This window comes from Luteimonas dalianensis (assembly GCF_049339425.1).
In the GTDB taxonomy this organism is placed as follows: domain Bacteria; phylum Pseudomonadota; class Gammaproteobacteria; order Xanthomonadales; family Xanthomonadaceae; genus Luteimonas; species Luteimonas dalianensis.
Window position 1 is genome coordinate 41,614 of record NZ_JBMPPO010000005.1, and the last position, 21,824, is coordinate 63,437.

20 protein-coding genes are annotated in these 21,824 nt (G+C 68.8%); 11 read left to right on the top strand and 9 right to left on the bottom strand.

The annotated features are described in order from the left end of the window. Positions 1–9 precede the first annotated feature (9 nt). The 9 genes from ACOZ90_RS08445 (at position 10) to ACOZ90_RS08485 (ending at position 10,118) form a co-directional block, all read left to right on the top strand. Positions 10–627 carry an XrtA/PEP-CTERM system exopolysaccharide export protein gene (locus ACOZ90_RS08445; RefSeq protein ID WP_422893218.1) on the top strand — a complete coding sequence of 206 codons (618 nt, stop codon included), beginning with the start codon at positions 10–12 and terminating at the stop codon, positions 625–627. Then, positions 627–2,219, top strand: a complete 1,593-nt coding sequence (locus ACOZ90_RS08450; RefSeq protein WP_422893219.1) for an XrtA system polysaccharide chain length determinant — start codon at positions 627–629, stop codon at positions 2,217–2,219. Before ACOZ90_RS08445 ends, ACOZ90_RS08450 begins: the two co-directional genes overlap by 1 nt. 40 nt (positions 2,220–2,259) lie before the next feature. Further along, complete coding sequence (locus ACOZ90_RS08455) at positions 2,260–3,000, top strand: P-loop NTPase family protein (protein ID WP_422893220.1); 741 nt, start codon at positions 2,260–2,262, stop codon at positions 2,998–3,000. Positions 3,001–3,065: 65 nt separating this feature from the next. After that, complete coding sequence (locus tag ACOZ90_RS08460; protein ID WP_422893221.1) at positions 3,066–4,331, top strand: porin family protein; 1,266 nt, start codon at positions 3,066–3,068, stop codon at positions 4,329–4,331. 177 nt (positions 4,332–4,508) lie between these two features. Continuing rightward, positions 4,509–5,984: a TIGR03013 family XrtA/PEP-CTERM system glycosyltransferase gene (locus tag ACOZ90_RS08465; RefSeq protein WP_422893222.1), complete on the top strand. Its 1,476-nt coding sequence runs from the start codon at positions 4,509–4,511 to the stop codon at positions 5,982–5,984. Positions 5,985–5,988: 4 nt separating this feature from the next. Further along, positions 5,989–7,248, top strand: a complete 1,260-nt coding sequence (locus tag ACOZ90_RS08470) for a pyridoxal-dependent decarboxylase, exosortase A system-associated (protein ID WP_422893223.1) — start codon at positions 5,989–5,991, stop codon at positions 7,246–7,248. 255 nt (positions 7,249–7,503) lie between these two features. Next, a complete protein-coding gene (locus ACOZ90_RS08475; RefSeq protein WP_422893224.1) occupies positions 7,504–8,217 on the top strand; it encodes an acyltransferase in 714 nt (237 codons plus the stop codon). Between the two features lie 75 nt (positions 8,218–8,292). Further along, complete coding sequence (locus tag ACOZ90_RS08480; protein ID WP_422893225.1) at positions 8,293–8,550, top strand: acyl carrier protein; 258 nt, start codon at positions 8,293–8,295, stop codon at positions 8,548–8,550. Further along, the gene (locus ACOZ90_RS08485) at positions 8,550–10,118 is read left to right on the top strand and encodes a class I adenylate-forming enzyme family protein (RefSeq protein WP_422893226.1); all 1,569 of its coding nucleotides are present in this window, start codon (positions 8,550–8,552) and stop codon (positions 10,116–10,118) included. The genes ACOZ90_RS08480 and ACOZ90_RS08485 overlap by 1 nt, the downstream gene beginning before the upstream one ends. A 24-nt stretch (positions 10,119–10,142) precedes the next feature. On the opposite strand, the gene ACOZ90_RS08490 is transcribed toward ACOZ90_RS08485, so the two are convergent. Then, positions 10,143–11,066, bottom strand: a complete 924-nt coding sequence (locus ACOZ90_RS08490) for a glycosyltransferase (protein ID WP_422893227.1) — start codon at positions 11,064–11,066, stop codon at positions 10,143–10,145. Here ACOZ90_RS08490 and ACOZ90_RS08495 point away from each other — a divergent pair. Beyond that, positions 11,065–12,084, top strand: a complete 1,020-nt coding sequence (locus ACOZ90_RS08495) for a polysaccharide deacetylase family protein (RefSeq protein ID WP_422893228.1) — start codon at positions 11,065–11,067, stop codon at positions 12,082–12,084. The genes ACOZ90_RS08490 and ACOZ90_RS08495 overlap by 2 nt on opposite strands. 15 nt (positions 12,085–12,099) lie before the next feature. Here the strand turns inward: ACOZ90_RS08495 and ACOZ90_RS08500 are convergent, their stop codons facing one another. The 5 genes from ACOZ90_RS08500 to ACOZ90_RS08520 form a co-directional block, all read right to left on the bottom strand. Next, complete coding sequence (locus ACOZ90_RS08500) at positions 12,100–13,320, bottom strand: PQQ-dependent sugar dehydrogenase (protein ID WP_422893229.1); 1,221 nt, start codon at positions 13,318–13,320, stop codon at positions 12,100–12,102. A gap of 86 nt (positions 13,321–13,406) precedes the next feature. Further along, positions 13,407–14,426 carry a hypothetical protein gene (locus ACOZ90_RS08505; protein ID WP_422893230.1) on the bottom strand — a complete coding sequence of 340 codons (1,020 nt, stop codon included), beginning with the start codon at positions 14,424–14,426 and terminating at the stop codon, positions 13,407–13,409. A 3-nt stretch (positions 14,427–14,429) separates the two neighbouring features. After that, on the bottom strand, positions 14,430–15,416 hold the full coding sequence (nadE, locus tag ACOZ90_RS08510; protein ID WP_422893231.1) for an NAD(+) synthase: 987 nt from the start codon (positions 15,414–15,416) through the stop codon (positions 14,430–14,432). Then, complete coding sequence (locus tag ACOZ90_RS08515) at positions 15,416–16,912, bottom strand: class I adenylate-forming enzyme family protein (protein WP_422893232.1); 1,497 nt, start codon at positions 16,910–16,912, stop codon at positions 15,416–15,418. Before ACOZ90_RS08515 ends, nadE begins: the two co-directional genes overlap by 1 nt. Before the next feature lie 11 nt (positions 16,913–16,923). Then, positions 16,924–17,190: an acyl carrier protein gene (locus tag ACOZ90_RS08520; RefSeq protein WP_422893233.1), complete on the bottom strand. Its 267-nt coding sequence runs from the start codon at positions 17,188–17,190 to the stop codon at positions 16,924–16,926. Positions 17,191–17,202: 12 nt separating this feature from the next. On the opposite strand from ACOZ90_RS08520, the gene ACOZ90_RS08525 reads away from it, so the two are divergent. Next, positions 17,203–18,450, top strand: a complete 1,248-nt coding sequence (locus tag ACOZ90_RS08525; RefSeq protein WP_422893234.1) for a PQQ-dependent sugar dehydrogenase — start codon at positions 17,203–17,205, stop codon at positions 18,448–18,450. Here the strand turns inward: ACOZ90_RS08525 and asnB are convergent. Genes asnB through ACOZ90_RS08540 form a run of 3 tightly spaced genes read right to left on the bottom strand, consistent with a single transcriptional unit; the run spans position 18,447 to position 21,771 of the window. Further along, a complete protein-coding gene (gene asnB, locus ACOZ90_RS08530; protein ID WP_422893235.1) occupies positions 18,447–20,393 on the bottom strand; it encodes an asparagine synthase (glutamine-hydrolyzing) in 1,947 nt (648 codons plus the stop codon). The genes ACOZ90_RS08525 and asnB overlap by 4 nt on opposite strands. Positions 20,394–20,440: 47 nt before the next feature. Then, complete coding sequence (locus ACOZ90_RS08535) at positions 20,441–21,052, bottom strand: class I SAM-dependent methyltransferase (protein WP_422893236.1); 612 nt, start codon at positions 21,050–21,052, stop codon at positions 20,441–20,443. Positions 21,053–21,075: 23 nt separating this feature from the next. After that, on the bottom strand, positions 21,076–21,771 hold the full coding sequence (locus ACOZ90_RS08540) for a J domain-containing protein (RefSeq protein WP_422893237.1): 696 nt from the start codon (positions 21,769–21,771) through the stop codon (positions 21,076–21,078). Positions 21,772–21,824: the final 53 nt, after the last annotated feature.

A 21,824-nucleotide genomic window follows, 5' to 3' on the forward strand; every position in this document is an offset into this window, starting at 1 on the left:
GGCCCACGCATGCGCATGTTCAGGCAGTTGTTCGCACTGGTTCTGGTGGCCGGACTGGCCGCCTGTACCAGCGGCGGCGGAGCGGTGGAAGCGCCGCCGGAGCCGCGCCAGGCGGCGGTCGAGGACTATGCCATCGGCGTGGACGACATCGTCCAGGTCACGGTCTGGCGCAACCCCGAGCTCGGCATCTCGGTTCCCGTCCGCCCCGACGGCAGGATCTCGGTGCCCCTGGTGGGCGACGTCATGGCCGCCGGGCTCACCCCGAGCCAGGTGGCGGCCGACATCCAGGAGAAGCTGGCCGCCTTCGTGCGCGATCCCCAGGTCGCGGTCATCCTCACCGACCTGCGCAGCCACGAGTACCTGTCCCGGGTGCGCGTGACCGGGGCGGTGCGCCAGCCGGTATCGCTTCCCTACCGGCAGGGCATGACCGTGCTCGACGCGGTGCTGGCCGCCGGTGGCGTCAACGAATTCGCCGCACCCGACCGCTCCAACCTGTACCGCCGCAACGGCGAGGACACCAGCAGCTACGCCGTCCGCCTGGACAGGATCATCAACCACGGTGACCTGGCGACCAATTTCCCGGTCGCTCCCGGCGACATCATCACCGTGCCGGAGCGGGCATTCTGATGCAGTCCAACAGCCTGCCCGTCCCGCGGGGGCGGCCCGTCGGCCAAGGCTCCGCGAGCGCGGCGACCTCGCCGGTGGAGTACGCGCGGCTCCTGCTGAAGGAGGGGCGCCGGCGGCTCATCCCGCTGTCGCTGATCTTTGCCGCGATCGCCGCCCTCACCTACCTGGCGGGGATGCTCGTGGTCGGCGGCAGCTACCAGGTATCGGTGACGATCCTCGCCCAGGAAAGTGACATCATCCGGCCGCTGCTCGAGGGCCGCGCCGTCCCCACCGGCGTGACCGATCGCGTCGGCATGGCCCGCCAGATCATCTACAGCCGGAAGATCCTGTCCGAGATCATCGAAATCGGCGGCTGGACGGCGGACGGCGAGCTGACGCCCATCCAGCAGGACCGCCTGATGGAGGAGATCCAGGGCCGTACCCAGGTCACCAGTCCGCGCGCGGACCTCGTCCAGATCACCTACCAGGACAGCGATCCCAAACGCGCCTACACGGTGACCGACGCCATGGGCTCGCTCTTCATACGCGAAACCCTGGCGACAAAGGAGCGCGAAAGCCGCGAAGCCTACGAGTTCATCGACCAGCAGGTACAGGGTTACCACCAGAAGCTGATCGAGGCGGAGAACAACCTGCAGCAGTACCGTTCGAACAATGCCGACGCCCAGCCCGGCAGCGCGGCCGACGTCAACTCGCGGATCTCGGCACTGCGCTCGCAGGTGGAGCAGACGCGCATGTCGCTGCTCGAACAGGAGGCGCGCGCGTCCTCGATCGCCTCGCAACTGTCGGGCGAAGCCGCGGTTACCTCCGTGCACACGCGCGAAACGGGATACCGGACCCGACTGATCGAACTGCAGGCCGAGCTTGACCGCCTACTGCTGACATTCACAGACCGCCATCCCGACGTCGTGCGCACCCGGCACCAGATGGAGGACATCCAGCGCCAGCTGGACGATGAGCGCCGGCGCGCGGCGTCCGGGCAGTCTCCCGCCAACGTGGACTCCCGCGCCAATCCGCTTTACGAGGAGCTGCGCAGCCAGTTCGCCCAGACCCAGCGCGAGGTGGCGGCGACCCGCTCACGGATGGGCGTGGCGGAAAGCCTGCTCCACGGCGAGCTCGACCGGAGCCGCCGGATCGTGGCGTCGGAAAGCGCACTCGCCGAACTGACCCGCGACTACGAAGTCAATCGCGAGATCTACCAGGACCTGCTGCGCCGCCGCGAGAACGCGCGCGTTTCGATGGGGCTCGACCAGCAGAACCGCGGCCTGACACTGCGCGTGCAGGACCCGGCGACGATGCCGCTGCGACCGACCGGCCCGCGCTTCATGCACGTTGCCGGCGCAGGCCTACTGGCGGCGATTGCGCTACCCGTCGGCCTGCTGTGGCTGCTGGTGCGCTACGACCCGCGCGTGCGCAGCCCGCAGCAGATCGAGGCCATGAGCCGCTATCCGCTGCTCGCCTCGATCCCCGCCTACCCGTCATCGCGGGAACGCCGCAGGCAGTACCTGCAGATGGGTACCGGCACGATGGTGGTTGGGGCGGTCCTGCTGCTGTACCTGCTGACCTACGTTTACAAGATATCGTCGCACGGCTGAACCCATCCACGGAGCCAGGCAGAATCCCATGGAGCAATCAGTGAAAGCCCGTCCCGAAGCGCCGGACCGCCCCGTCCCTGGCGAGCCGGGCTCGCGCTCCGTCACCCCGGCGGGTCCCGGGCTGCCGGCGCTGTCGACACGCGCGCTCGAGGACCGCCAGCTGATCCATCGCAATGACTCCGTCCGCGCACAGGCGGACGCGTTCCGCGGCTTGCGCACGAAGTTGCTGGCGATGGGCGACGGCCGCAATACCGTCATCCTGGTCGCGCCGGTGCAGCCGGGCTGCGGCGGCAGCTTCGTTGCCCGCAACCTGGCTGCCGCGTTCGCCTTTGACGACACCAAGACCGTGCTCCTGATCGACTGTGACGCGCTGCACCCGACCCAGCACGCGGCGCTTGGAATCGATGCAGCCAACGGTGGAATGATGGACTACCTGGATGGCAGCATCTCCGACCTCGGCGAAATCCAGTACGACAGCGGGCTGCCGCGGCTGCGCCTGGTGCCGAACTCAACGCCGCGCGAGACCACCGGCGAATACTTCAGCTCGCCCCGGATGCGGACGATGATCGACTCGCTGCGCGGGACGCACCCCAACCGCTACCTGATCCTGGACAGTCCGCCGGCGCTGGATTCACCGGACGCCAGGATCCTGTCGGAACTTGCCGACCTGGTGGTCCTCGTTGCCGGCCATGGCCAGGTCACGATCGACCGGATCGACGACGCCGCGGCCAATTTCGATCCGGAGAAGGTCGCCGGCGTGGTGTTCAACAACATCTATTGACCGGTCCGGCGGGACGGGGAGGCACCTCCATGACAACCCGAAAGACCAGGCTTTCCCTCCTGGCCATGGCAATCTTCGCAACGGTCCCGTTCCACGCCGGAGCCGTCCGCATCGATTACGAAATCAACGCCGGGATCGAGCGTGACGACAACGTGCTGATGTCCCCGACGGATCCGCAGGATGCCAACGCACTGCGTGCCGGGTTCGGCTTCTTGCTGGCCGAGGAGACTTCGACGGTACTGGCCAACTTCGGCGGTCGCCTGGAGTACTGGAACTACATCGACGGTCCCCAGTCCAACACGCTCGAGGGCAACCTGGCCGGGCGCCTGAACTGGTCAATCGTCCCGGAGGTCTTCAGCTTCACCGTCGAGGACAGCCTGCAGATGCGCCCGATCGACCGGTTCGCCGCCGATACCCCCGGCAACCGCCAGCGGGTCAACGTCCTCTCGCTCGGGCCCAACGTGCAGTTCAACTGGAGCCGCGCGTTCCTCGGCCGCGCAGAGCTGCGCTGGATCGACACCCGTGCCGCGGAGGACGACGACATCGAATCCCAGCGCGTTGCCGCGGCCCTGCATGCCATCCGCGAGCTCGGCCCGACCAGCGTCCTGTCGTTCAGCGCGCGTGGCCAGGACGTGGACTACACGCACGACCTCATCGCGCGCGACCATCGCCGCTACGATGCCTACATGCGTTACGACCAAGAGCTCCGCCGACTGGGCTTTGGCCTGGTCGCCGGCTACACCTGGGTCGACTACGCGGACGGAAGTTCGGCGTCCCACCCGCTGCTGCGGGGCCGGATCAATTGGGTCCTCGGCTCCCGCAACACGGTGGCGCTCGAGGCTGCGCACCAGATGACGGACGCGTCCGAATCCGCCCTTGCCGGCATCACCGCCATTACCAGCGTGCCCGACGGGGTTTCCAGTGCCCCGATGGGGGTCAATTCCTCGATCTACGAGGAGGATCGCATCGCCTTCCACTGGGCCCACCACCGCGAACGGGCCGATTTCACCCTGGGCTCCTACTACGAGCGGATCGACTTCCAGGACGCCACCACATTCGACGAGACCCGGCGCGGCCTGCTCGGGCAGGTGACCTACCGCCTCGCACCCACGTGGGAGGTTCATTCCTTCGCCGACGTCGCGCGCTCGGAGTTCCCGGACCTGGGCCTGCGGACCAACGACAGGCGCTACGGACTGGGCGTTGCCAAGCAGTGGTCACGCCACTGGAGCAGCGCGCTCGACTACATGCACTACCGGCGCCGCGGCGACGGTTCCCTTGCCTCTGCAAGCCAGAACGTCTGGTACCTCACCGTGACCTATCGCAACCGTTGACCAGGGCCTTCGCGCGCTGGCGCAGACCACCCGGACTCCTGCCCGCACACCTCGCGCTTCCCGTGACCTTTGTCCACCTGGGCCGGATTGCACGGGAATTTGCGTTCTTTCCGGTTAACAGGGGCCGCGCGCGTGCTGGCCGGGTTCGCCAACTTTTTCCGGAACAGGCAGAGGCGCATGGCCAGGGGAGAACCGAACAACAGCGAGCAGGCCCTGCCCCTGACAGTTGGCGCGTACCACGATCCCGTGCCACGGCTGATACGCGGCACCGCGGCGCACTGGTGCACCCTGGTCCTGTTGACCGAGGTGCTTCTGCTCAGCAGCGCGGTATTCCTGGCCGTCTACCTGCGCTTCATAGCGCACCCGGATCCTCTGCATACCTACGCCGCGATCAACACGCAGATCGTGCGCGCGGTGGTCTTCGCGGCCATGATGATGCTCGGCATGACCGCGATGGGCATGCACCAGACGCACGTGCGCGAGACGCTGTTCGGCGCGATCGCGCGGCAGGCTGTCGCGTTCCTGCTCGGCACGCTGGGGCTGCTGGTCCTTTATTACATCGTCCCGCAGGTCGAGATCGGACGCGGCGTGCTGGCCTTGGCATTGGCAATCAGCTTCCTGCTGGTCGCGGTATTCCGCTTGCTGTTTGCGCGCCTCGTCGACGTGGAGACGCTGAAGCAGCGCGTGCTGGTGGTCGGTGCCGGGGAGCGCGCTGCGATGATCGAGCACCGACTGCGCCGACGCGCCGACCGGCGCGGCTTCAAGCTGGTCGGATACGTCCACTATGGCGACGGCAATGCGGTGGTGGATGCCGACAAGTTGGTGGCGATCGGCGTGCCGCTTGCCCAATGGGCCGTGTCGCACCAGATCGACGAGATCGTGTTCGGCCCGGATGATCGACGGGACGCGCTGCCGATGGAGGATCTGCTGCAGTGCCAGCAGATGGGCATCAAGATCATCGACATCGTGACGTTCTTCGAGCGCGAGGCGGGGAAAATCAAACTTGCCCTCGTCGATCCCTCCTGGCTGGTGTTCTCCGGCGGCTTCAACAATTCCCCGGCGCGCATCCTGAGCAAGCGCGCATTTGATGTCTTCGTATCGGTGGTGATGCTGGCACTGACCTGGCCGCTGTTGGTGCTGGTCGCGGCTGCCATCTGGATCGAATCAGGACCCGGCAAGCCGATCCTGTACCGACAGGAGCGCGTGGGCCTGCTGGGCAACGCCTTCCACCTAGTCAAGTTCCGGAGCATGCAGACGGACGCGGAGAAGGATGGCGTCGCCCGCTGGGCGGGCAAGGACGACGGCCGGGTGACCCGGGTCGGCCGGTTCATCCGCCGTACCCGCCTGGACGAGCTGCCGCAGCTGTGGAACATCCTTTGCGGCAACATGAGCATCGTCGGCCCCCGGCCGGAGCGTCCGGAATTCGTCGCCGAGTTCGACGAGTGCCTGCGCTATTACAAGCTGCGCCACTGCGTCCGTCCCGGGCTCGCCGGCTGGGCGCAGCTGTGCTACGCCTATGGAGCGTCGAAACAGGACGCGGAAGAGAAGCTCAAGTACGACCTCTTCTACGTCAAGAACCACAACCTCCTGTTCGACCTGCTGATCCTGGTGCAGACCCTCGAGGTGGTGGTCTTCGGACGGGGAGTGCGCTGAGCACATGACTGATACCGGTTTGATCACCCCGGCTGCCGAGGATCCTGATGCAAGCCCGGACCAACGGTGGCCCCGGGGGGGAAACGGCGAACTGCTGGTCGCGGGCAGGCCGCTGTCACGCGTCGTGGGCGAGGTCGGCGCGACACCCTGCTACCTCTACGATCGCACCCGGCTGGCCGAACGTGCGCGAAGTCTGCGCGATGCCTGTCCGCCCGGCCTGTTGCTCCACTACGCGATCAAGGCCAACCCGATGCCGGCGCTGGTGGGGTTCATGGCTTCGCAGGTGCACGGCTTCGACGTTGCTTCGGCGGGCGAACTGCGGGTTGCGCTGGACGCCGGCATGGCGCGCGAGCACATCAGCTTCGCCGGCCCGGGCAAGCAGGAGGCGGAACTGCAGCAGGCGCAGGCGGCCGGCATCCTGGTGAATGTCGAATCGTTCCGCGAGATCGATATCCTCGCCCGCGCCTCGGAACGCGACGGAATTCCCGCCCGGGTCGCCGTGCGCGTCAACCTGCCCTTCGAGTTGAAGGCCTCGGGCATGAAGATGAGTGGGGGAGCCAGGCAGTTTGGCGTCGATGATGACCAGGTGCCGGCGCTGCTGCGGCGGATCGCAGGGGCGGGGCTGGCATTCGAGGGATTCCACTGTTTTGCCGGTTCCCAGAACCTGCGCCCGGACGCGATCATCGAAGTCCAGAAGCGAAGCTATGCGCTGGTCCGGGAATGGCAGGACAGCTTTCCCGCGCCGTTGCGGATGCTCAACCTGGGTGGGGGATTCGGAATCCCCTACAGCGTCCGCGACCAGGCGCTCGACACCGGCCCGATATTCGCCGGGCTGCATGAACTTGCCGCCCAGGCTGCCGGCGACTTCGGGTCACAGGCCCGGCTGGTGATCGAACTGGGGCGCTACCTGGTGGGGGAAGCCGGCATTTACGTGTGCCGCGTGGTCGACCGGAAAACCTCGCGCGGCAAGACCTTCCTCGTCACCGATGGCGGCATGCACCAGCACCTTGCGGCGTCGGGAAACTTCGGGCAGGTGATGCGCCGCAACTATCCGATCGCGATCAACGGCGGTGGTGGCGAGCGCGAGACGGTCTCCGTCGTCGGCCCGCTGTGCACGCCCCTGGACCTGCTCGGAGAGAACGTGGAACTGGACCACGCATCGCCGGGAGACCTGGTGGTGGTGTTCCAGTCCGGGGCCTATGGGCGCACCGCCAGTCCACGGCAGTTCCTCGGGCACCCCGACGTGATCGAGGCGCTAGTCTGATCATTCGATCCACGCGAACCGCAGCAGATGCGCCGCGCCCCTGGACATGGCCGCCTCCAGGGGCTTTGGCCGTATCAACCCCTGACGTCCCCCGTCTGCGAACGCGCGTCACCGAGCGATGGTCCAGCCAGGAAACACCCCAGCATGAATGTCCAGAGGGTCCACCCGACCATGCAGTCAGCCAGGATGCACAGCGCGGGATTCCGGCACTGGGCCGCCGGCTCCCCGCACCCGGTGGCGCGAACGATCCGGGGCGTGCGCGCGAAGCTGCGTGGTTTCACCCTGCCCGCGCCCAGGCTGATCATCCTCCCCTACCTGTGGACCTTCCTGGCACTACGCGCGGTCGTGTTCTTCGTACGCCGGACGCTGATCGCCGAACCCCTGCTCAAGGCCTACTGCACGCGGTTCGGCCGCGGGGTGACAACGGGCATCTACGTGCCATGGGTGCAAGGCCGGGGAGAGCTGGTGCTAGGCGACCACGTGCACATAAGCGGCAAGATCGGCGTCACCTTCGCTGCCCGCTACGTGGAGCGCCCCAAACTCACCATCGGCGACCACTGCGACCTGTCGCACAGCGTCAGCTTCGTGGTCGGTCGCGAGATCCGGCTCGGCTCCCGGGTACTTGTCGCAGGAGCGGTGTCGTTCCGCGACGCCAGCGGCCACCATTCCGATCCCGCGCAGCGCATGGCCGGGGCACCGCCCGACACCGAGGACGTCAAGCCGATCATCGTGCACGACAACGTGTGGATCGGGGCCCATGCGCAGGTGATGCCCGGAACCGAAATCGGCGAAGGCAGCATCGTCTCTGCACACTCGGTCGTCTCCGGGCACGTGGCGCCATATACGGTCGTCGCGGGGAACCCAGCGCGCCGCATCGGCACGCTGACGCCGCCCCCGGGGCGGGAGCACATGGTCCAGCCGCCGCCCCAGCGGCAGGCTCGTGCGACGCCTGGCGCGACGCCTGGATAAGGTCCTCCGCTGCCGGCCCCCATCACCGCCACGCTGGATGGGGTCCAGCACATCCCCTACAGGAATTTCCGAAGCATGGAAGACATAGAATCCCGAATCCGCAACTTCCTGGGCGAGCATTTTCCGGTCCCGGAAGACCTCAGGGCCGAGGACAGCCTCCTGGACAGCGGCATGGTCGATTCAATGGGTGTCCTGTCGATCGTCGTCTGGCTGGAAGACGAGTTTGGCGTCATGGTCGACGATGAAGACGTGGTCCCCGAGAATATCGACAGCGTTGCTAACCTCGTCCGCTACGTCAGCACCAGGCTCGACGAAACGGGAACCGCGGCCTGATGCGCTACGAGGCGCATCTTCGTTCCCACGCCGCCCATCGGCCAGGCCACGCCGCGATGATCTGCGGCGGCAGGCACGTGTCCTATGCGGACCTGGCGGAGGCCTCGGAACGCTTTGCAGCCGCGCTGGTCCACACGCAGGGCTTCACCAACGGCGAGCGCTGCGTGCTGTTCCTGGAGAACCGGATGGAAACCGCCGCGGGCCTCTTCGGCACCCTGTATGCGGGAGGCGTTTTCAGCGTCATCAATCCCACCACCAAGGCAGGCAAGCTTGCCTGGGTGCTCAACGACTGTGAAGCCACAGTGCTGGTCACCCAGGCCAGCCTGCTCCCGGCCGCACGCGCCGCGGCGGCGGAGGTGCCCAGCCTGCGCCGCGTAGTCGTTGTCGATGCCACTGACGGGCTGTCAGGCCGCGAGATCACGTGGGACTCGTTCATCGGAGCTCACCCCCGACTCGACACGGCGCCGCGCGGCATCGACATCGACCTTGCGATGCTGGTCTACACCTCGGGCTCCACCGGCCAGCCCAAGGGCGTCATGATGACGCACACGAACATCGAGCACGCCGCGACCTCGATCACCACGTACCTGCGCATGACGCCCGATGACATCGTGCTCAGCGTGCTGCCGCTGGCGTTCGACTACGGCCTCTATCAGCTGCTGATGTGCGTGAAGCTGGGCGCGACGCTGGTGCTGGAAAAGTCCTTCGCGTTCCCGCAGAAGATCCTGCCGCTGCTGGCGAGCGAGCGCATCACCGGGTTTCCACTGGTGCCAACGATGGCGGCGCTGATCGTGCAGCTGCGCAATTTCAGGCCCGAATGGGCGGCATCGGTGAAATTCCTGACCAATACCGCCGCCGCGCTTCCACCCGCGCACATCGCGCGCCTGCGCGAACTCTTCCCGCAGGCCCGGCTGTACTCGATGTATGGCATGACCGAGTCCAAGCGCTGCACCTGGCTGCCGCCGGAAGAACTGGACCGCCGCCCCGAAAGCGTTGGGATTGCCATTCCGTTCACCGAGGCGTGGGTGGCCGACGACCAGGGCAAGCCGCTGCCTGCAGACACGGTTGGCGAACTGGTCGTGCGGGGCGGTCACGTCATGCAGGGCTACTGGCGCAATCCGGAGGCGACCGCCCAGGCGCTCAGGCCGGGCCGCTACCCGTGGGAAAAAGTACTCCACACCGGCGACCTGTTCCGCATGGACGCCGAAGGCTTCCTGTACTTCGTCGGACGCAAGGACGACATCATCAAGTCGCGCGGCGAAAAGGTCAGCCCCAAGGAAGTCGAGAACGTGCTCTACGCCCTTCCCGGCGTCCGCGAGGCGGCCGTGGTCGGCGTTCCGGACGAAATCCTCGGAAGGGCGTTGAAGGCGATCCTGGCCGTCGATGAGAACGTCACGCTGACCAACCGCGAGGTCATCGCGCACTGCAGCGCGCGACTGGAGGAATTCATGGTGCCCCGCCTGATCGAGTTCCGCGACGCGCTGCCCAAGACAAACACCGGCAAGATCAGGCGCGCAGCGCTGCAAGCCGAGGCCGAAGGCCTGGAACCGCCAGGCGACGACGCCTGAGCAGCGGCGCCGTACTCCGGCAACTCAGCTCGCCCGGCGTGGCAGCAGAGCGCGCAGCATGCGCTTTGCGGTCGTTGGCAGCAGGCGCAGCAGCCGGCCGCGCAGCGGTGCCGGCGGGGCCAGTGCCCACGCCTTGCGCGCCAGTCGCCAGCCTTCGCGGTAGCGCCGGCGCCAGATGCAGGCCTCCGCGTTCTTCACGTAGGCCGTCGCAAGCGCCTGTTTGCGCAGCGCCTCGGGCACGGCGCCGACGGCGGCCTCCGCGGCCCGCTCCATGACGCGAATGTAATCGTCCTCCGTCGAAGCCAGCGCGGAAAGCCCGTCGTGCCCGCGCAACGCGCGCGCCAGCGGCTCGGCGACCACGCCGATCGGCCAGTTCGCGGCGACGCGCAGGAGGAAGTCGAGGTCCTCGGCGGTGCGCAGGCCTTCGTCGAAACCACCGACCTGCTCGTACACCTCGCGCCGCATCAGCGCCGACAGTGGGGCCAGCGCGGGATCGCACAGCACCGGACCCAGCGCCGGGCCGTCGACGGGAATCTGCTTGCGCCGGTCGAAGACGTCGATCAGCGAACCATCGGGGTTCACGCGCAGCACGTTGCACAGGACCATGCCGATGCCGGGGTTGTCCTCGAGGTAGCGCACCTGGCGCGCGTTCTTCTCCGGCAGCCATTCGTCGTCGCTGTCCAGCAATGCCAGATAGCGTCCCCGGGCCAGCGCCAGGCCACGGTTGCGGGCAGCCGAGACCCCGGCGTTGTCCTGCCGCACGCAGGTGATCCGTTCTCCATAGCGTTGGGCCAGGTATTCGCCGGTACCGTCGCAGGATCCGTCATCAACGACGATGACCTCCTCGACCGCCCGCGTCTGCGCCAACACCGAATCGATCGCCCGCGCGACCATGTCGCGGCGGTTCCAGGTCGGGATGATGACGGAGGTTTCCGGAATGTCGGTCATGGCTGTTGATCTGGTCAAGCGCGCGCTCTATCGCAGTGGCCTGCTCGGGTTGTACCACCGGATACGCAATCGCCGGGCGCTGACGGTCATCATGTTCCACCGCGTGCTGGCCAGCAGTGACCCGCGCTGGTCGTCCTGCGACCCGGATTACACGCTCGACGCAGGCCTGCTCGAACGCTGCCTGGAGTTCTTCCGCCGGCACTACAACGTCGTCTCCAGCGACCAGGTACTGGCCGCGCGGCGCCACGGCATTCCCCTGCCCGATCGCGCCCTGCTGATCACCTTCGACGACGGCTGGGCCGACAACCATGCCCACGCCCTGCCGCGCCTGCGCGCCGCCGGGATGCCGGCGCTGTTGTTCACCGTCGCCGACGTGGTCGATCGCGACGCGCCGTTTTTCCAGGAGCAGTTGGTGGCCGGCTACCGCCTGGGCCGGATCCAGGTGCCGGCACTCGCAGCAGCATTGGCCGGCGCCGGACATGGGCTGCCGCAGGCGCCCACCGATTCGCTGGACGGCCTGCGCAAAGTCATCGCCGTGCTGGAAACACTCCGGCCAGCGGAGCGCATGGGCGTCCTGGCCCCCTTCACCGACGCCCTGGGCGACGGCATGCGGCAGATGGTGACCCGTTCCGAGCTGCTGGAACTGGCCGCAGGGGGCGTCGCGATCGGCGTGCACGGCAAAACCCATGTGCCGATGACGCGTGCCGAAGACCTCCATTCCGAACTCACCACCGCGCGCGCCATCGTCGGCGACCACCTCGGCGCCGCGGCGCCCACGACCCTGTCCTATCCGCATGGGCGCTACGACGACACCGTGCTGGCGCGCACCCGCGACGCCGGCTACGAACTCGCCTTCACCAGCGATCCGGTGATGAACCTGGTCGCCGAGCGGCCTTCCTGGCTGCTTGGCCGGCTGGGCTTCGAGCAGTCGGGCGTGGTTGACGGGGCCGGCCGTTTCCGGCCCGATTTCCTCGCCCTGCACCTGTTCCGCGCACCGCGGGAACGCCTGGCCACATGAACCGGCAAGCGCGGCTCAGTCCCTGCCACTCACGCGATACAGGCCGCCATTCTGGTGGTTGATGAACCACAGCTCGCCGTCCTCGCCTTCGCCAAACGACGCCACCGTCCCGTAGCCTGGCGCGATGCCACTGTCGATCGACTCCACCTCCAGCGCGCCGCCGGCCGACAGCCTGCCGACCAGCAGTTCGCTGGAACAGGAATCGGAGAAGACGTACGCACCCTTCAGCGCGGGAAGCGATCCGCGGTACATGACGCCGCCGGTCACCGCGCAGCGGCCGCTGGTGCCGACGTCGTAGTCGAACACCGGGGGATGTGTCCCCATGCGCTCCGGACAATCGGTGGCACCGGTGGAGGGATAGTCGTGGCTGCCCTGGCACGCCGGATAACCCAGGTCCGGGTTGTCGCCGGCGCGGAAGCGGCTGACCTCCTCGCGGTCCTTGCCGACGTCGCCGATCCAAAGGTCGCCATTGTCGGCGTCGATGCCGAAGCGCCAGGGGTTGCGCAGCCCGAGGGCGTAGATCTCGCCGCATTCGCCGCGCCTTCCGGCGAATGGATTGCCGGCCGGGATCGCGTAGGCCGCCCGGCCCTTCCGGCCGCACGCGTTCCTCGCACCGGTCGCGCCATCGCGCACGTCGATCCGCAGGATCTTGCCCAGCAGGTTGTCCGCCAGGCGTGCGTGGGCGTGGTCCGCCGGCTCGCCGGTCCCGGCGCCGACCGCCCAGTACAACATCCCGTCGGGGCCGAAATGGATGTCGCCGCCATTGTGGTTGGCGACCAGGCCTTCCACCCGCATCACCACCTGCTCGCTGCCTTCGAACCGGTCTGCCGCCGGATCCGCTGCCTGCAGGCGACGCAGCACGAGGCCATGGCGCTCTCCCTCGGCGGCGCCACTGTAGGCGATGTAGAGCCGGCCGTTCTCCCCGAAGCCAGGGTCGAAGGCGAGGCCAAGCAGGCCCTGCTCGATGTCCATGGTCGCCACGTCCCGGACGTAGTAGGGCTCCGGCAACAGTTTGCCCTCGCGGTCGAGTACGCGGATGCTGCCCTCGCGCTCGAGTATGAACATGCGGCCGCTGCCATCGCGGGGGCTGACGACGGCGGTCGGGAACTGCAGGCCTTCATCCAGCACCTGTGTCACCCGGATGCCCGGGCCCCCGGCAGCGACCGGCGCGGCGGATTCCGCGCAGCCGGGCGCAAACGCGGCCAGCAGCAGCACGGTGCCAAACCTCAGTTTCATCGCATCACCTCCCCTGGACCCTCGACGACTCCGGTTCCCCTTGGCGGGCATTGCAACGCCTGGCTGCACGTCCACGCGGCCACGGGCTACTCATCCTCATCGGCTGCGGTGAGCCAGCTCGGTGGCGTGTCGACGGTCGACGGGTGCCAGAACACCGGGCGTGACTCGCGGGCGATAAAACCGGCTTCGAGCCATACCGCGTCCACCGCGGCCGGGCCGAACTCGACCGAGACCGACCCATACCCGCCTTCCCGCGCAGCACGCAACAGGGTCGCAAGCTGCTCCCGCGACGGCCCGGCGACGCCACGGCCCGACCAGAGATCGTGCACGAAAAGGACCTTTCCGCGCGACTCGCAGGCAAACCAGGCCTGCGGCGTGCCGCCGGCGTCCTCAACCACCAGGTAACGCACCTGGACCAGCGGCGACGCGTCGAAGCGCCACCGCAGAAAAGCCAGGTCGCGGATCGCGATTGGTCCGCGGCCGGCGGACGCGGGCGTCCACAGCGCACCAAGCACCTCATCGGCCCGGTCCTGCCAGCGCCCGCGCAGGCCGCCCCTCCAGGCACGCGGCCGAATCCGGTCCACGGTATCCAGCAGCCACCCTGCCGGCACGGCCAGCGGCGCAGGGAGCCGGCGCCGGACATAGTCACCATGGCGCAGCACCCGCGCATGGCGGACCATCCTGCACAGGGGCACGTATCCGACGCGCTTGAACACGACCGCGGCCTTCGGGTTCGGGAACCCGTACATCAGTCCGAAGCGCCTGGCCCCTGCCTCCATCAGCCCCATCTGCAGCGACAGCGCCGGCCACAGCGAGCGATGTGCGGGCAGCACGGTGAGGTCAACGAGCACGCCGGTCAGCACCGTCCGGCCGTCGTACAGCATCCGGCGCGGTCCGGCGCTGGCCACACCCACCCAGGACCCGCTCTCTTCATGCCGCAGCAGCAGGGTCAACGGCGCACCGTCCGGGCACTGGAGGTAGAACCAGTCGTACTTGGCGGCCATCCGCCCGGCATCGCCGAGGTTGCCGCGCCACAGCCCGAGGATGAGGTCGCGATCGCGCACCGGGTCCGCTTCATGGACGGTGTAGGCCGGCGCCTGCGTCATGCCTCAGTGCCCCCGCAGCTCGGGCACCGGCTCCACCAGCACCGGCGGCCGATGCAGGTAGGCCGTGGTGCGGCGCTTGGCGCGGATGTCGTCGTAGACCGCCTGGGCCCGGCCCGGACTCACTCCCAGCGCGGCACCGAGTTCCGCCGCCGTCCGGCCATGGTTGAACGCCCACAGCGCAAGGTCCATCTGCCCGTAGGGCAGCGCGAAGTAGAACTCGTCCTGTCCCTGTGCCAGCGAATAGGTGTCGGTGGTCGGCGTCACCGAAGTCAACCGCTCCGGCAGGCCCAGGAACCGTGCCATGCCGTAGACCTGGCTCTTGTACAGGTGCGCGATCGGCTTGACGTCGGCCGCGCCGTCGCCGTTCTTGACGAAGAAGCCCTGGTCGTACTCCAGCCGGTTGGGCGTGCCGGTCACCGCGTAGTTGAGCCGGTCCGCGTGGAAGTACTCCAGTGTCTTGCGGATGCGCTGCTTGAAGTTGGTGGCCGCCACGATGGTCAGGTAGGCCTCCAGCGGCAGCTCGTGCTCGTGTCGCGCGCCCGATGGATCCTCGGCAATGATGCGGAAGCGGTTGAACAGTCCCTCGGCTCCGCCGGCGATGACGATCTTGAACTTCCAGCCCTCTCCATAGTCCGGCAGCACGGTGCGCACGGCGTCGTCGCGGGCCCTGTAGCACCCGATGGCGGCCAGCGCCGGCGCGATGTCGTGGGTATGCACGCGCACGCCCAGGTGTTCGGCCAGCAGGTTCGCGCGCGCCGCGCTGTCATCGCTGGAATCACGCTCGGGCAGGATCAGGCAGACCACGCGTTCAGCGCCCAGCGCGCGCACCGCGAGCGCTGCGCAGACGGTGCTGTCGATGCCGCCCGAGATCGCAACCACCAGCCCGCGCCTGTGCAGGTCGCGCGCGACGATGTGCCGCAGCCGCTGCGCGATGTGATCGGCCTCGGCGGCGTAGTCGATGTCCAGCACGGATGGATCGAGATCGTTCATCAGGTCCCCTGTGTCAATGCGGCGCGCCGGACCTTTCCGGACGCGGTCTTCGGCAGTTCCGCCACGAAGGCGACCCGCTTCGGGATCTTGTAGCCGGCCAGGCGGCGCAGGCAGTGCGCCTTTACCGCCATCTCGTCGGGCGCGCCCGGGCCGGTGACGAGGTAGGCGGCCACCACCTGGCCGAGCAGGGCGTCGTCGATGCCCGCGACCGCCACTTCGCGCACGCCGGGGAGCTCTGCGATGACCTCCTCGACGTCCTGCGGATGCACGCGGTGGGCACCGGTCTTGATCATGTCGGCGCGGCGGCCGGCGAGCCACAGGAACCCGTCGGCATCCAGGTGCCCCAGGTCGCCGGTGCGCAGCCAGCCGTCGACCACGGCCGCGGCGGTGGCCTCCGGCGCGTTCCAGTAGCCGGTCATGATGTTGTCTCCGCGTGCCCAGACCTCGCCCTGTTCGCCCGGCGCCGCGTCGGCGCCGCCCTCGCGCCGCACGCGGATCTGCACGCCCGCGATCGGGGTGCCGACCGATCCGGGTCTTTCGTCCAGCTGCTCGGGTGCCAGGCACGTCAGCCGCGCGCTGGCCTCGGTCTGCCCGTACATGACGAACAGCCGTGCGCCGGGAAAGGCGTCGCGCACGCGACGGGTCAGTGCCGGCGCCATCGCCCCACCGGCCTGCGTGAGGTAACGCAGCGAGGACAGGTCGCAGTCCCCGAGGCGGCCACGGTCGAGCAGCAATGCGAAGGTCGACGGCACGCCGGAAAATCCGGTCGCGCGCTCGCGCGCCAGCGCCCCGGCCACCAGGTGCGGAAACACGGTGTTGTCCTCCAGCACCACCCGCGCGCCGACCGCCAGGTGCGTGTGCAGCACCGAGGCGCCGTAGGCGTAGTAGAAGGGCAGCACGCTGACAGTGGAGTCCTCGGGACCCAGCTGGAGGTAGTCCAGGATCGAATCCGTGTTCGCGGCCAGGTTGCGGTGGCTCAGTGCCACGCCCTTCGGTGCGCCGGTGGTGCCCGAGGTGTAGAGAATCGCCGCCAGCGCGGCAGCATCCGGCATCGGCAGGCCGGCCGCGGCGACGGCATCCACGCCGGCGAACATGCCGGTGGGATCCCGCTCCGGGTCCAGGACAAGCGCCGGCACGCCGGCCGTGGCGGCGGCCCGTGCCGCGTCGGCGTGGCCCTGTGCGTGCAGCAGCAGCCTTGCGCCTGCGTGACGCAGCCAGGTCGCGAAGTCGCGCTCGCGGGCCTGCACGTTCAGCGGCACGACCACGGCGCCCGCGCGCCAGCAGCCATACCAGGCGATGGCTGCCTCGATGCCGTTTGGCAAGGCAAGCCCGACCCGATCGCCCGGCCGTACGCCGTGCCTGCCCAGGCCGGCGGCAAAGCACAACGCGGCATCGCGCAGCGTGCGGTAATCGATGCGCCGCGCGCCGTGCTGGATCGCGATCCGGCGGGGCATCGCCGCTGCGGTGTCTTCAAGGCGTGCGGCCAGGGCCTGCATCAACGTTGCGCTCAGGCCGCCAGCCGGCCGTCGAGGTAGCGGCCGATCGCGTCGAGGCTGTCGAAGTTCGTTGGCGTCATGTCCTCCGGCGGGACGCGCACCGTCCAGCTTTCCTCGATGAAGAGGATGAGCTCCAGGATGCCGGTGGAGTCCACGATGCCCTGCTTGATCAGCGAGGTATCATCGGCAAACGCGGAATCGTCGTCGGTGAACAGGAAATTCTCGAGGATGAACTGCTTGATCTGTTGCCGCCGGCACATGTGGATCCATTCCTTCATTCGAGCAGAGTGATGAAGCCTTCCAGCCCGCACGCCCCCGATCCCGGCCCGACGCGCGTTGCGCGTGCGGGCATCGCCACCGGAAGCCTGGTGTTGCTGGTCGCGCTGGTGGCTTGTGGGGTAGAACGCGATCCGCAGAGCGGTCAGGACATCATCGCGACCCCGCGCTACCACGCCGATGCACCCGCCGAGGTGATCGAGGGCGAGCACGGCAGCCTTGCCCTGCGCCTGATCGCCGACGGCCTGGTGCGCCCGTGGTCACTGGCATTCCTTCCCGATGGCGACATGCTGGTGACCGAGCGCCCGGGGCGGCTGCGGCGCATTTCAGTGGACGGCGCGATCTCCGATCCGCTCGGCGGGGTGCCCACGGTGTTGCTGCAAGGCCAGAGTGGTCTGCTCGATGTCGCGATCGCCCCCACCTTCCCCGACGACCGGCTGGTGTACCTGTCCTACGGCGAGCCGAACTGGCGCGGCAACAAGGGGGGCACCGCGGTTGCGCGCGGGCGCCTTGGCGAACGCGGGCTCGAAGACGTGCAGGTGGTGTTCCGCCAGGAGCCGAAGCTGTCGCACGGCACCCACATGGGCTCGCGGATCGTATTCGACGACCAGGGCTTCATGTTCATCGGCACCGGCGACAACCGGTCCGCTGCCACCGCGCAGCTGCTCGACCACCTCCAGGGCAAGGTCGTCCGGCTGTACCCGGATGGCCGCGTGCCCGAGGACAATCCCTTCCTCGGCCGCGAAGGCGCACGGCCGGAAATCTGGAGCTACGGCCACCGCAACATCCAGGGCATGGCCCTGCATCCGCAAACGCGCGTGCTGTGGAGCCATGAGCACGGCCCCATGGGTGGCGACGAGATCAACCTCCCGCAGCCCGGGCGCAACTACGGCTGGCCGCTGGCGACCCACGGCCAGGACTACTCCGGCGGCGCCGTGCCCGAGGCGATGGGCACCAGTGTCGAGGGCACCGAGCAGCCGCACCACTATTGGCCGGTCTCGCCGGCGGTCAGCGGCATGGCGTTCTACGCCGGCGACGCCTTTCCCGAATGGCGCGGCGACCTGTTCATCGGTGCGCTGGCCGGGCAGGCGCTGATCCGGCTGGAACTGGACGGTGACCGCATCGTGCACGAGGAGCGCCTGCTCCAGGGCCGCGACCGCATCCGCGACGTGCGCGTCGGTCCCGACGGCTTCGTGTACCTGCTTACCGACGGCATCGACGGCAAGCTGCTGCGGCTGGAACCCCCCGCGACCTCCCCCTAAGGCGCCGTCCCGATGCCGGGGGGACTGCGCAGCAGGAGCAGGGTCGACAGGATGCCGACGAAGGCCTGGTTGTCCGCAAACCCGGTTGCCCTGCCCGCGCGCGCCTTGGCGAACAGCCTCGTGGTCCGGTCGACGTCGAACAGGCCGCTGTCGCGCAGGTTGTCCGCCGAGAACAGGTCGCCCACGTAATCCAGCGGTCGGCCGTCGACGAAGAAGCTGGCGCAGTCGGGCGCGCGGTAAGGCTGTTTCATGCGCCGGGCGATATCGTCGGGCAGCAGGTCGGCCAGCGCGCGGCGCAGGATGTGCTTCTCGGTCAGGCCGCGGATCTTCCACGAGGGCGGCAGCCTGTTGGCGAACTCGATCAGGGTGTGGTCGAGGAAGGGATAGCGGCCTTCGATCGAGCCCGCCATCGCCGCCCGGTCGCCCTGGGCGGCAAGCAGGTAACCGGCCAGCAGCGTCTTCGCCTCGACGTACTGGTCGCGCGCCAGCGGTGCCCAGCCACGGATCCCCGCGGGCAACCGCGACTCGGCGAACGCCATCGCATCCCACGCCTCCGCCCGGTCGCGCAGCGCGGGCGCCAGGAAGGCGAAGGCACGCTGGGAGGTGGTCCAGCGCGGCACGTGGGCGAACACCGCCCGGTCGATGTGCTCCCGTCCCTGGCCGAAGAACGAGGCCGCGAACGCCGGACTGGCCGCCGGCGAGTTCTCCAGGTAGCCGTACAGCCGCGCCAACAGCCTGGGGCGCAGGGTCGAACCGGGCTGGCGCGCCCAGAAACGGCGGACCTTGGCCTCCTTGAACAGGTCGTAGCCGCCAAACAGCTCGTCGGCGCCCTCCCCGGTCAGCACGACCTTGTAGCCGTGGGCGCGCACCGAGTCGGCGAGCAGCATCAGCGGCACCGCGGCCGTGCGCAGCACCGGGGTCCCGGCGTGCGCGACCAGGCGCGGGAAGGCCTGGCCGATGTCGCGCATCGAGACGCGCAGGGTCGAATGGTCGGTGCCCAGGTGGCGCACCATCGCCATCTGGTGCTCGCTCTCGTCGAACTGCGGCTGATCGAAGGCAACCGAGAAGGTGCGCACCGGCGTCGTGGTGAAGCCGCGCACCAGGGCCACGATGCCGGAGGAATCCAGGCCGCCGCTCAGGTAGGCACCGACCGGCACGTCGGCGCGCAGCTGCAGGCGCACGGCCTGCACCAGGCGCTCGCGCAGCTCGCCCACGGCCTGGTCGATGCCGCTGAAGCGCGAAGGATGTGTTTCCTCCGCCGGGGGAAACGTCCAGTCCCAATACCGGGTGAGCGTCTGGCTGCCATCGGCCGCGATCGCCAGCAGGTGCCCGGGCGGCAGGCTCTGCACGCCTTCCCAAGCGGTGTCCGGATCCCACGGCGCCCAGTAGCTGAAGGCCTGCAGCAGGCCCGGCACCGACAGGCGCGCGTGCCCCGGCAGGGCCGCGAACAGCGCACCGGGCTCCGACGCGAACCACAGCGCGCCGCCGGCCCTGGTCCAGTACAGCGGCCGTATCCCGGCGCGGTCGCGCGCCAGCACCAGCCGCCGCCGGGCGTCGTCCCACAGCGCGATGGCGAACTGGCCGTTGAGGTATTCCACGAAGCGGTCGCCGTAGCGGTCGTACAGATGGACGATCACCTCGGTGTCCGAGCGCGTGTGGAACACGTGCCCCTGCGCCTCCAGATCCGCCCGCAGCTCCACGAAGTTGAAGATCTCGCCGTTGAACACCGTCCACGCCGTGCGCGCCGGGTTGTGGATCGGCTGGTCGCCGGTGGCCAGGTCGATGATCGACAGCCGCGCATGCGCCAGCCCGACGCCGGGTGCGACATGGAAACCGCAGCCATCGGGTCCGCGGTGCGCGAGGGCCCGGATCATCCGCTCCAGCAGCGGCCGCTCCGCGCCCGCGGGCACGGGATGGCCAACGTAGCCTGCCAGCCCACACATGCCTCAGTGCCTCCTGTGCGCTGACGCGGCGCCTGGCGTCTGGACCGTCATCCCGGGTTGCGCCACCAGCACGCCAGCCAGGTGACCCCGTCGTGGTGGATCCAGTCCTTCCGCAGCCCCGGCATGGCAGCCAGGTGCGGCCCGAGCCGGCCCAGGGCCGGCGCGAAGAAGGTGACGAAGCAGGCGCGTCCAAGGTGGTTCATGCGCTCCAGCGTCGCCGGGATGTCCTTGATGTAATAGAGCACCTCGCAGGCGACGACCAGGTCGAAGCGACCCGCCTGGCCACCCCAGGGCTGCCGCGCAATGTCGGTGGCCGCGAACAGGGCCCCGGGCACACGGGCGCGGGCGCGCTCGATCGCCGTCGGGCTGACGTCGATGCCGTGGACCTGGTCGGCGAGCGCCTGCAGCGCCAGGGTCTGGTGGCCTTCGCCGCAGCCGATCTCGAGCAGGCTGCCGACGCGCCCGAAGGCACGCTCCACCAGGTCGTTGGTGGCAGCGAAGCGCGCCTGCTCCAGGCCCGAATCCATGTTCCACGGATCGCCGAGCCGGTAGGCCAGCTCCAGCCGCTGGTAGTTGTCGGCGCCGCCCACGCCGCGCATGGCGTACTTCATCCACGTGCGGCGGATGGCCTTCCTCAGCTTGGCGGCGTAGCGGCTCATGCTTCGCGGTAGGTCCCTGGGGCTCACGAACCCGGCGGGCAACGCGGCGCAATCCCCGCGGACGCGGAGCCGGCCGGTTCCTGCGGACGGGAACGGGAGGCCTTCAATGGGTGCAGCGGCGAACTGTACCAGTCGACCACCTGGCCGCACTCGAAGCGGACCCAGGAGGGTCCGTACTCCCAGTGCACCCCGCCGAGCTCGCGGCTCACCGGGTCGCCGAGGATTGCAATCACTTCGCGCGACTGCATCCCCTGGCGCAGGGCAATGGCCGCGGACGGCTCGATTCCGCGTTGACTTCCTGCAACCCCATCAAGGAACCCGGGAAGCGGGACATCGCTGTGCGTGAACCACCACGCCGCGCCAGCCGCCACCAACACGATGCCGTACCTGACGAACTTCGACGGCGGCTGCCGCTCCTGCAGCGGTTCTTCCTCCAGGGCAACCGGGACCTGCGCCTGCGGCTCTGCGGACGGGAGCGGCCTGGCTGCCGGCGCCCGCGGGGCGGCTCCGGGCAGGCGGCCGTGATGGCGATGGAAATCGATCGCCGCGGCGTAGCGCTGGTTGAGGGCCTTGAGTGCGTCCCCGCCCTCGTCGCCGCCCCGGTCCGGGTGCAGGTCCGCCACGCGGCGCCTGTAGGCCATGCGCAGCCCGTCCACCGAGCTGTCGGGCCCGATGCCCAGTTCGCGGTACAGAACCATGAAGTCGGTCTGTTCGATCATTACAGGCGCCATGAACGGCTTGAGTCAGGAGAGCGTACGGAATCCGGCCCGGC

Coding starts and splice junctions, on each gene's coding strand:
- ACOZ90_RS08445 (WP_422893218.1), top strand. CDS start 10: ATGCGCATGTTCAGGCAGTTGTTCGCACTGGTTCTGGTGGCCGGACTG.
- ACOZ90_RS08450 (WP_422893219.1), top strand. CDS start 627: ATGCAGTCCAACAGCCTGCCCGTCCCGCGGGGGCGGCCCGTCGGCCAA.
- ACOZ90_RS08460 (WP_422893221.1), top strand. CDS start 3,066: ATGGCAATCTTCGCAACGGTCCCGTTCCACGCCGGAGCCGTCCGCATC.
- ACOZ90_RS08465 (WP_422893222.1), top strand. CDS start 4,509: ATGGCCAGGGGAGAACCGAACAACAGCGAGCAGGCCCTGCCCCTGACA.
- ACOZ90_RS08470 (WP_422893223.1), top strand. CDS start 5,989: ATGACTGATACCGGTTTGATCACCCCGGCTGCCGAGGATCCTGATGCA.
- ACOZ90_RS08480 (WP_422893225.1), top strand. CDS start 8,293: ATGGAAGACATAGAATCCCGAATCCGCAACTTCCTGGGCGAGCATTTT.
- ACOZ90_RS08485 (WP_422893226.1), top strand. CDS start 8,550: ATGCGCTACGAGGCGCATCTTCGTTCCCACGCCGCCCATCGGCCAGGC.
- ACOZ90_RS08495 (WP_422893228.1), top strand. CDS start 11,065: ATGGCTGTTGATCTGGTCAAGCGCGCGCTCTATCGCAGTGGCCTGCTC.
- ACOZ90_RS08490 (WP_422893227.1), bottom strand. CDS start 11,066: ATGACCGACATTCCGGAAACCTCCGTCATCATCCCGACCTGGAACCGC.
- ACOZ90_RS08500 (WP_422893229.1), bottom strand. CDS start 13,320: ATGAAACTGAGGTTTGGCACCGTGCTGCTGCTGGCCGCGTTTGCGCCC.
- ACOZ90_RS08505 (WP_422893230.1), bottom strand. CDS start 14,426: ATGACGCAGGCGCCGGCCTACACCGTCCATGAAGCGGACCCGGTGCGC.
- nadE (WP_422893231.1), bottom strand. CDS start 15,416: ATGAACGATCTCGATCCATCCGTGCTGGACATCGACTACGCCGCCGAG.
- ACOZ90_RS08515 (WP_422893232.1), bottom strand. CDS start 16,912: ATGCAGGCCCTGGCCGCACGCCTTGAAGACACCGCAGCGGCGATGCCC.
- ACOZ90_RS08520 (WP_422893233.1), bottom strand. CDS start 17,190: ATGAAGGAATGGATCCACATGTGCCGGCGGCAACAGATCAAGCAGTTC.
- ACOZ90_RS08525 (WP_422893234.1), top strand. CDS start 17,203: ATGAAGCCTTCCAGCCCGCACGCCCCCGATCCCGGCCCGACGCGCGTT.
- asnB (WP_422893235.1), bottom strand. CDS start 20,393: ATGTGTGGGCTGGCAGGCTACGTTGGCCATCCCGTGCCCGCGGGCGCG.
- ACOZ90_RS08535 (WP_422893236.1), bottom strand. CDS start 21,052: ATGAGCCGCTACGCCGCCAAGCTGAGGAAGGCCATCCGCCGCACGTGG.
- ACOZ90_RS08540 (WP_422893237.1), bottom strand. CDS start 21,771: ATGATCGAACAGACCGACTTCATGGTTCTGTACCGCGAACTGGGCATC.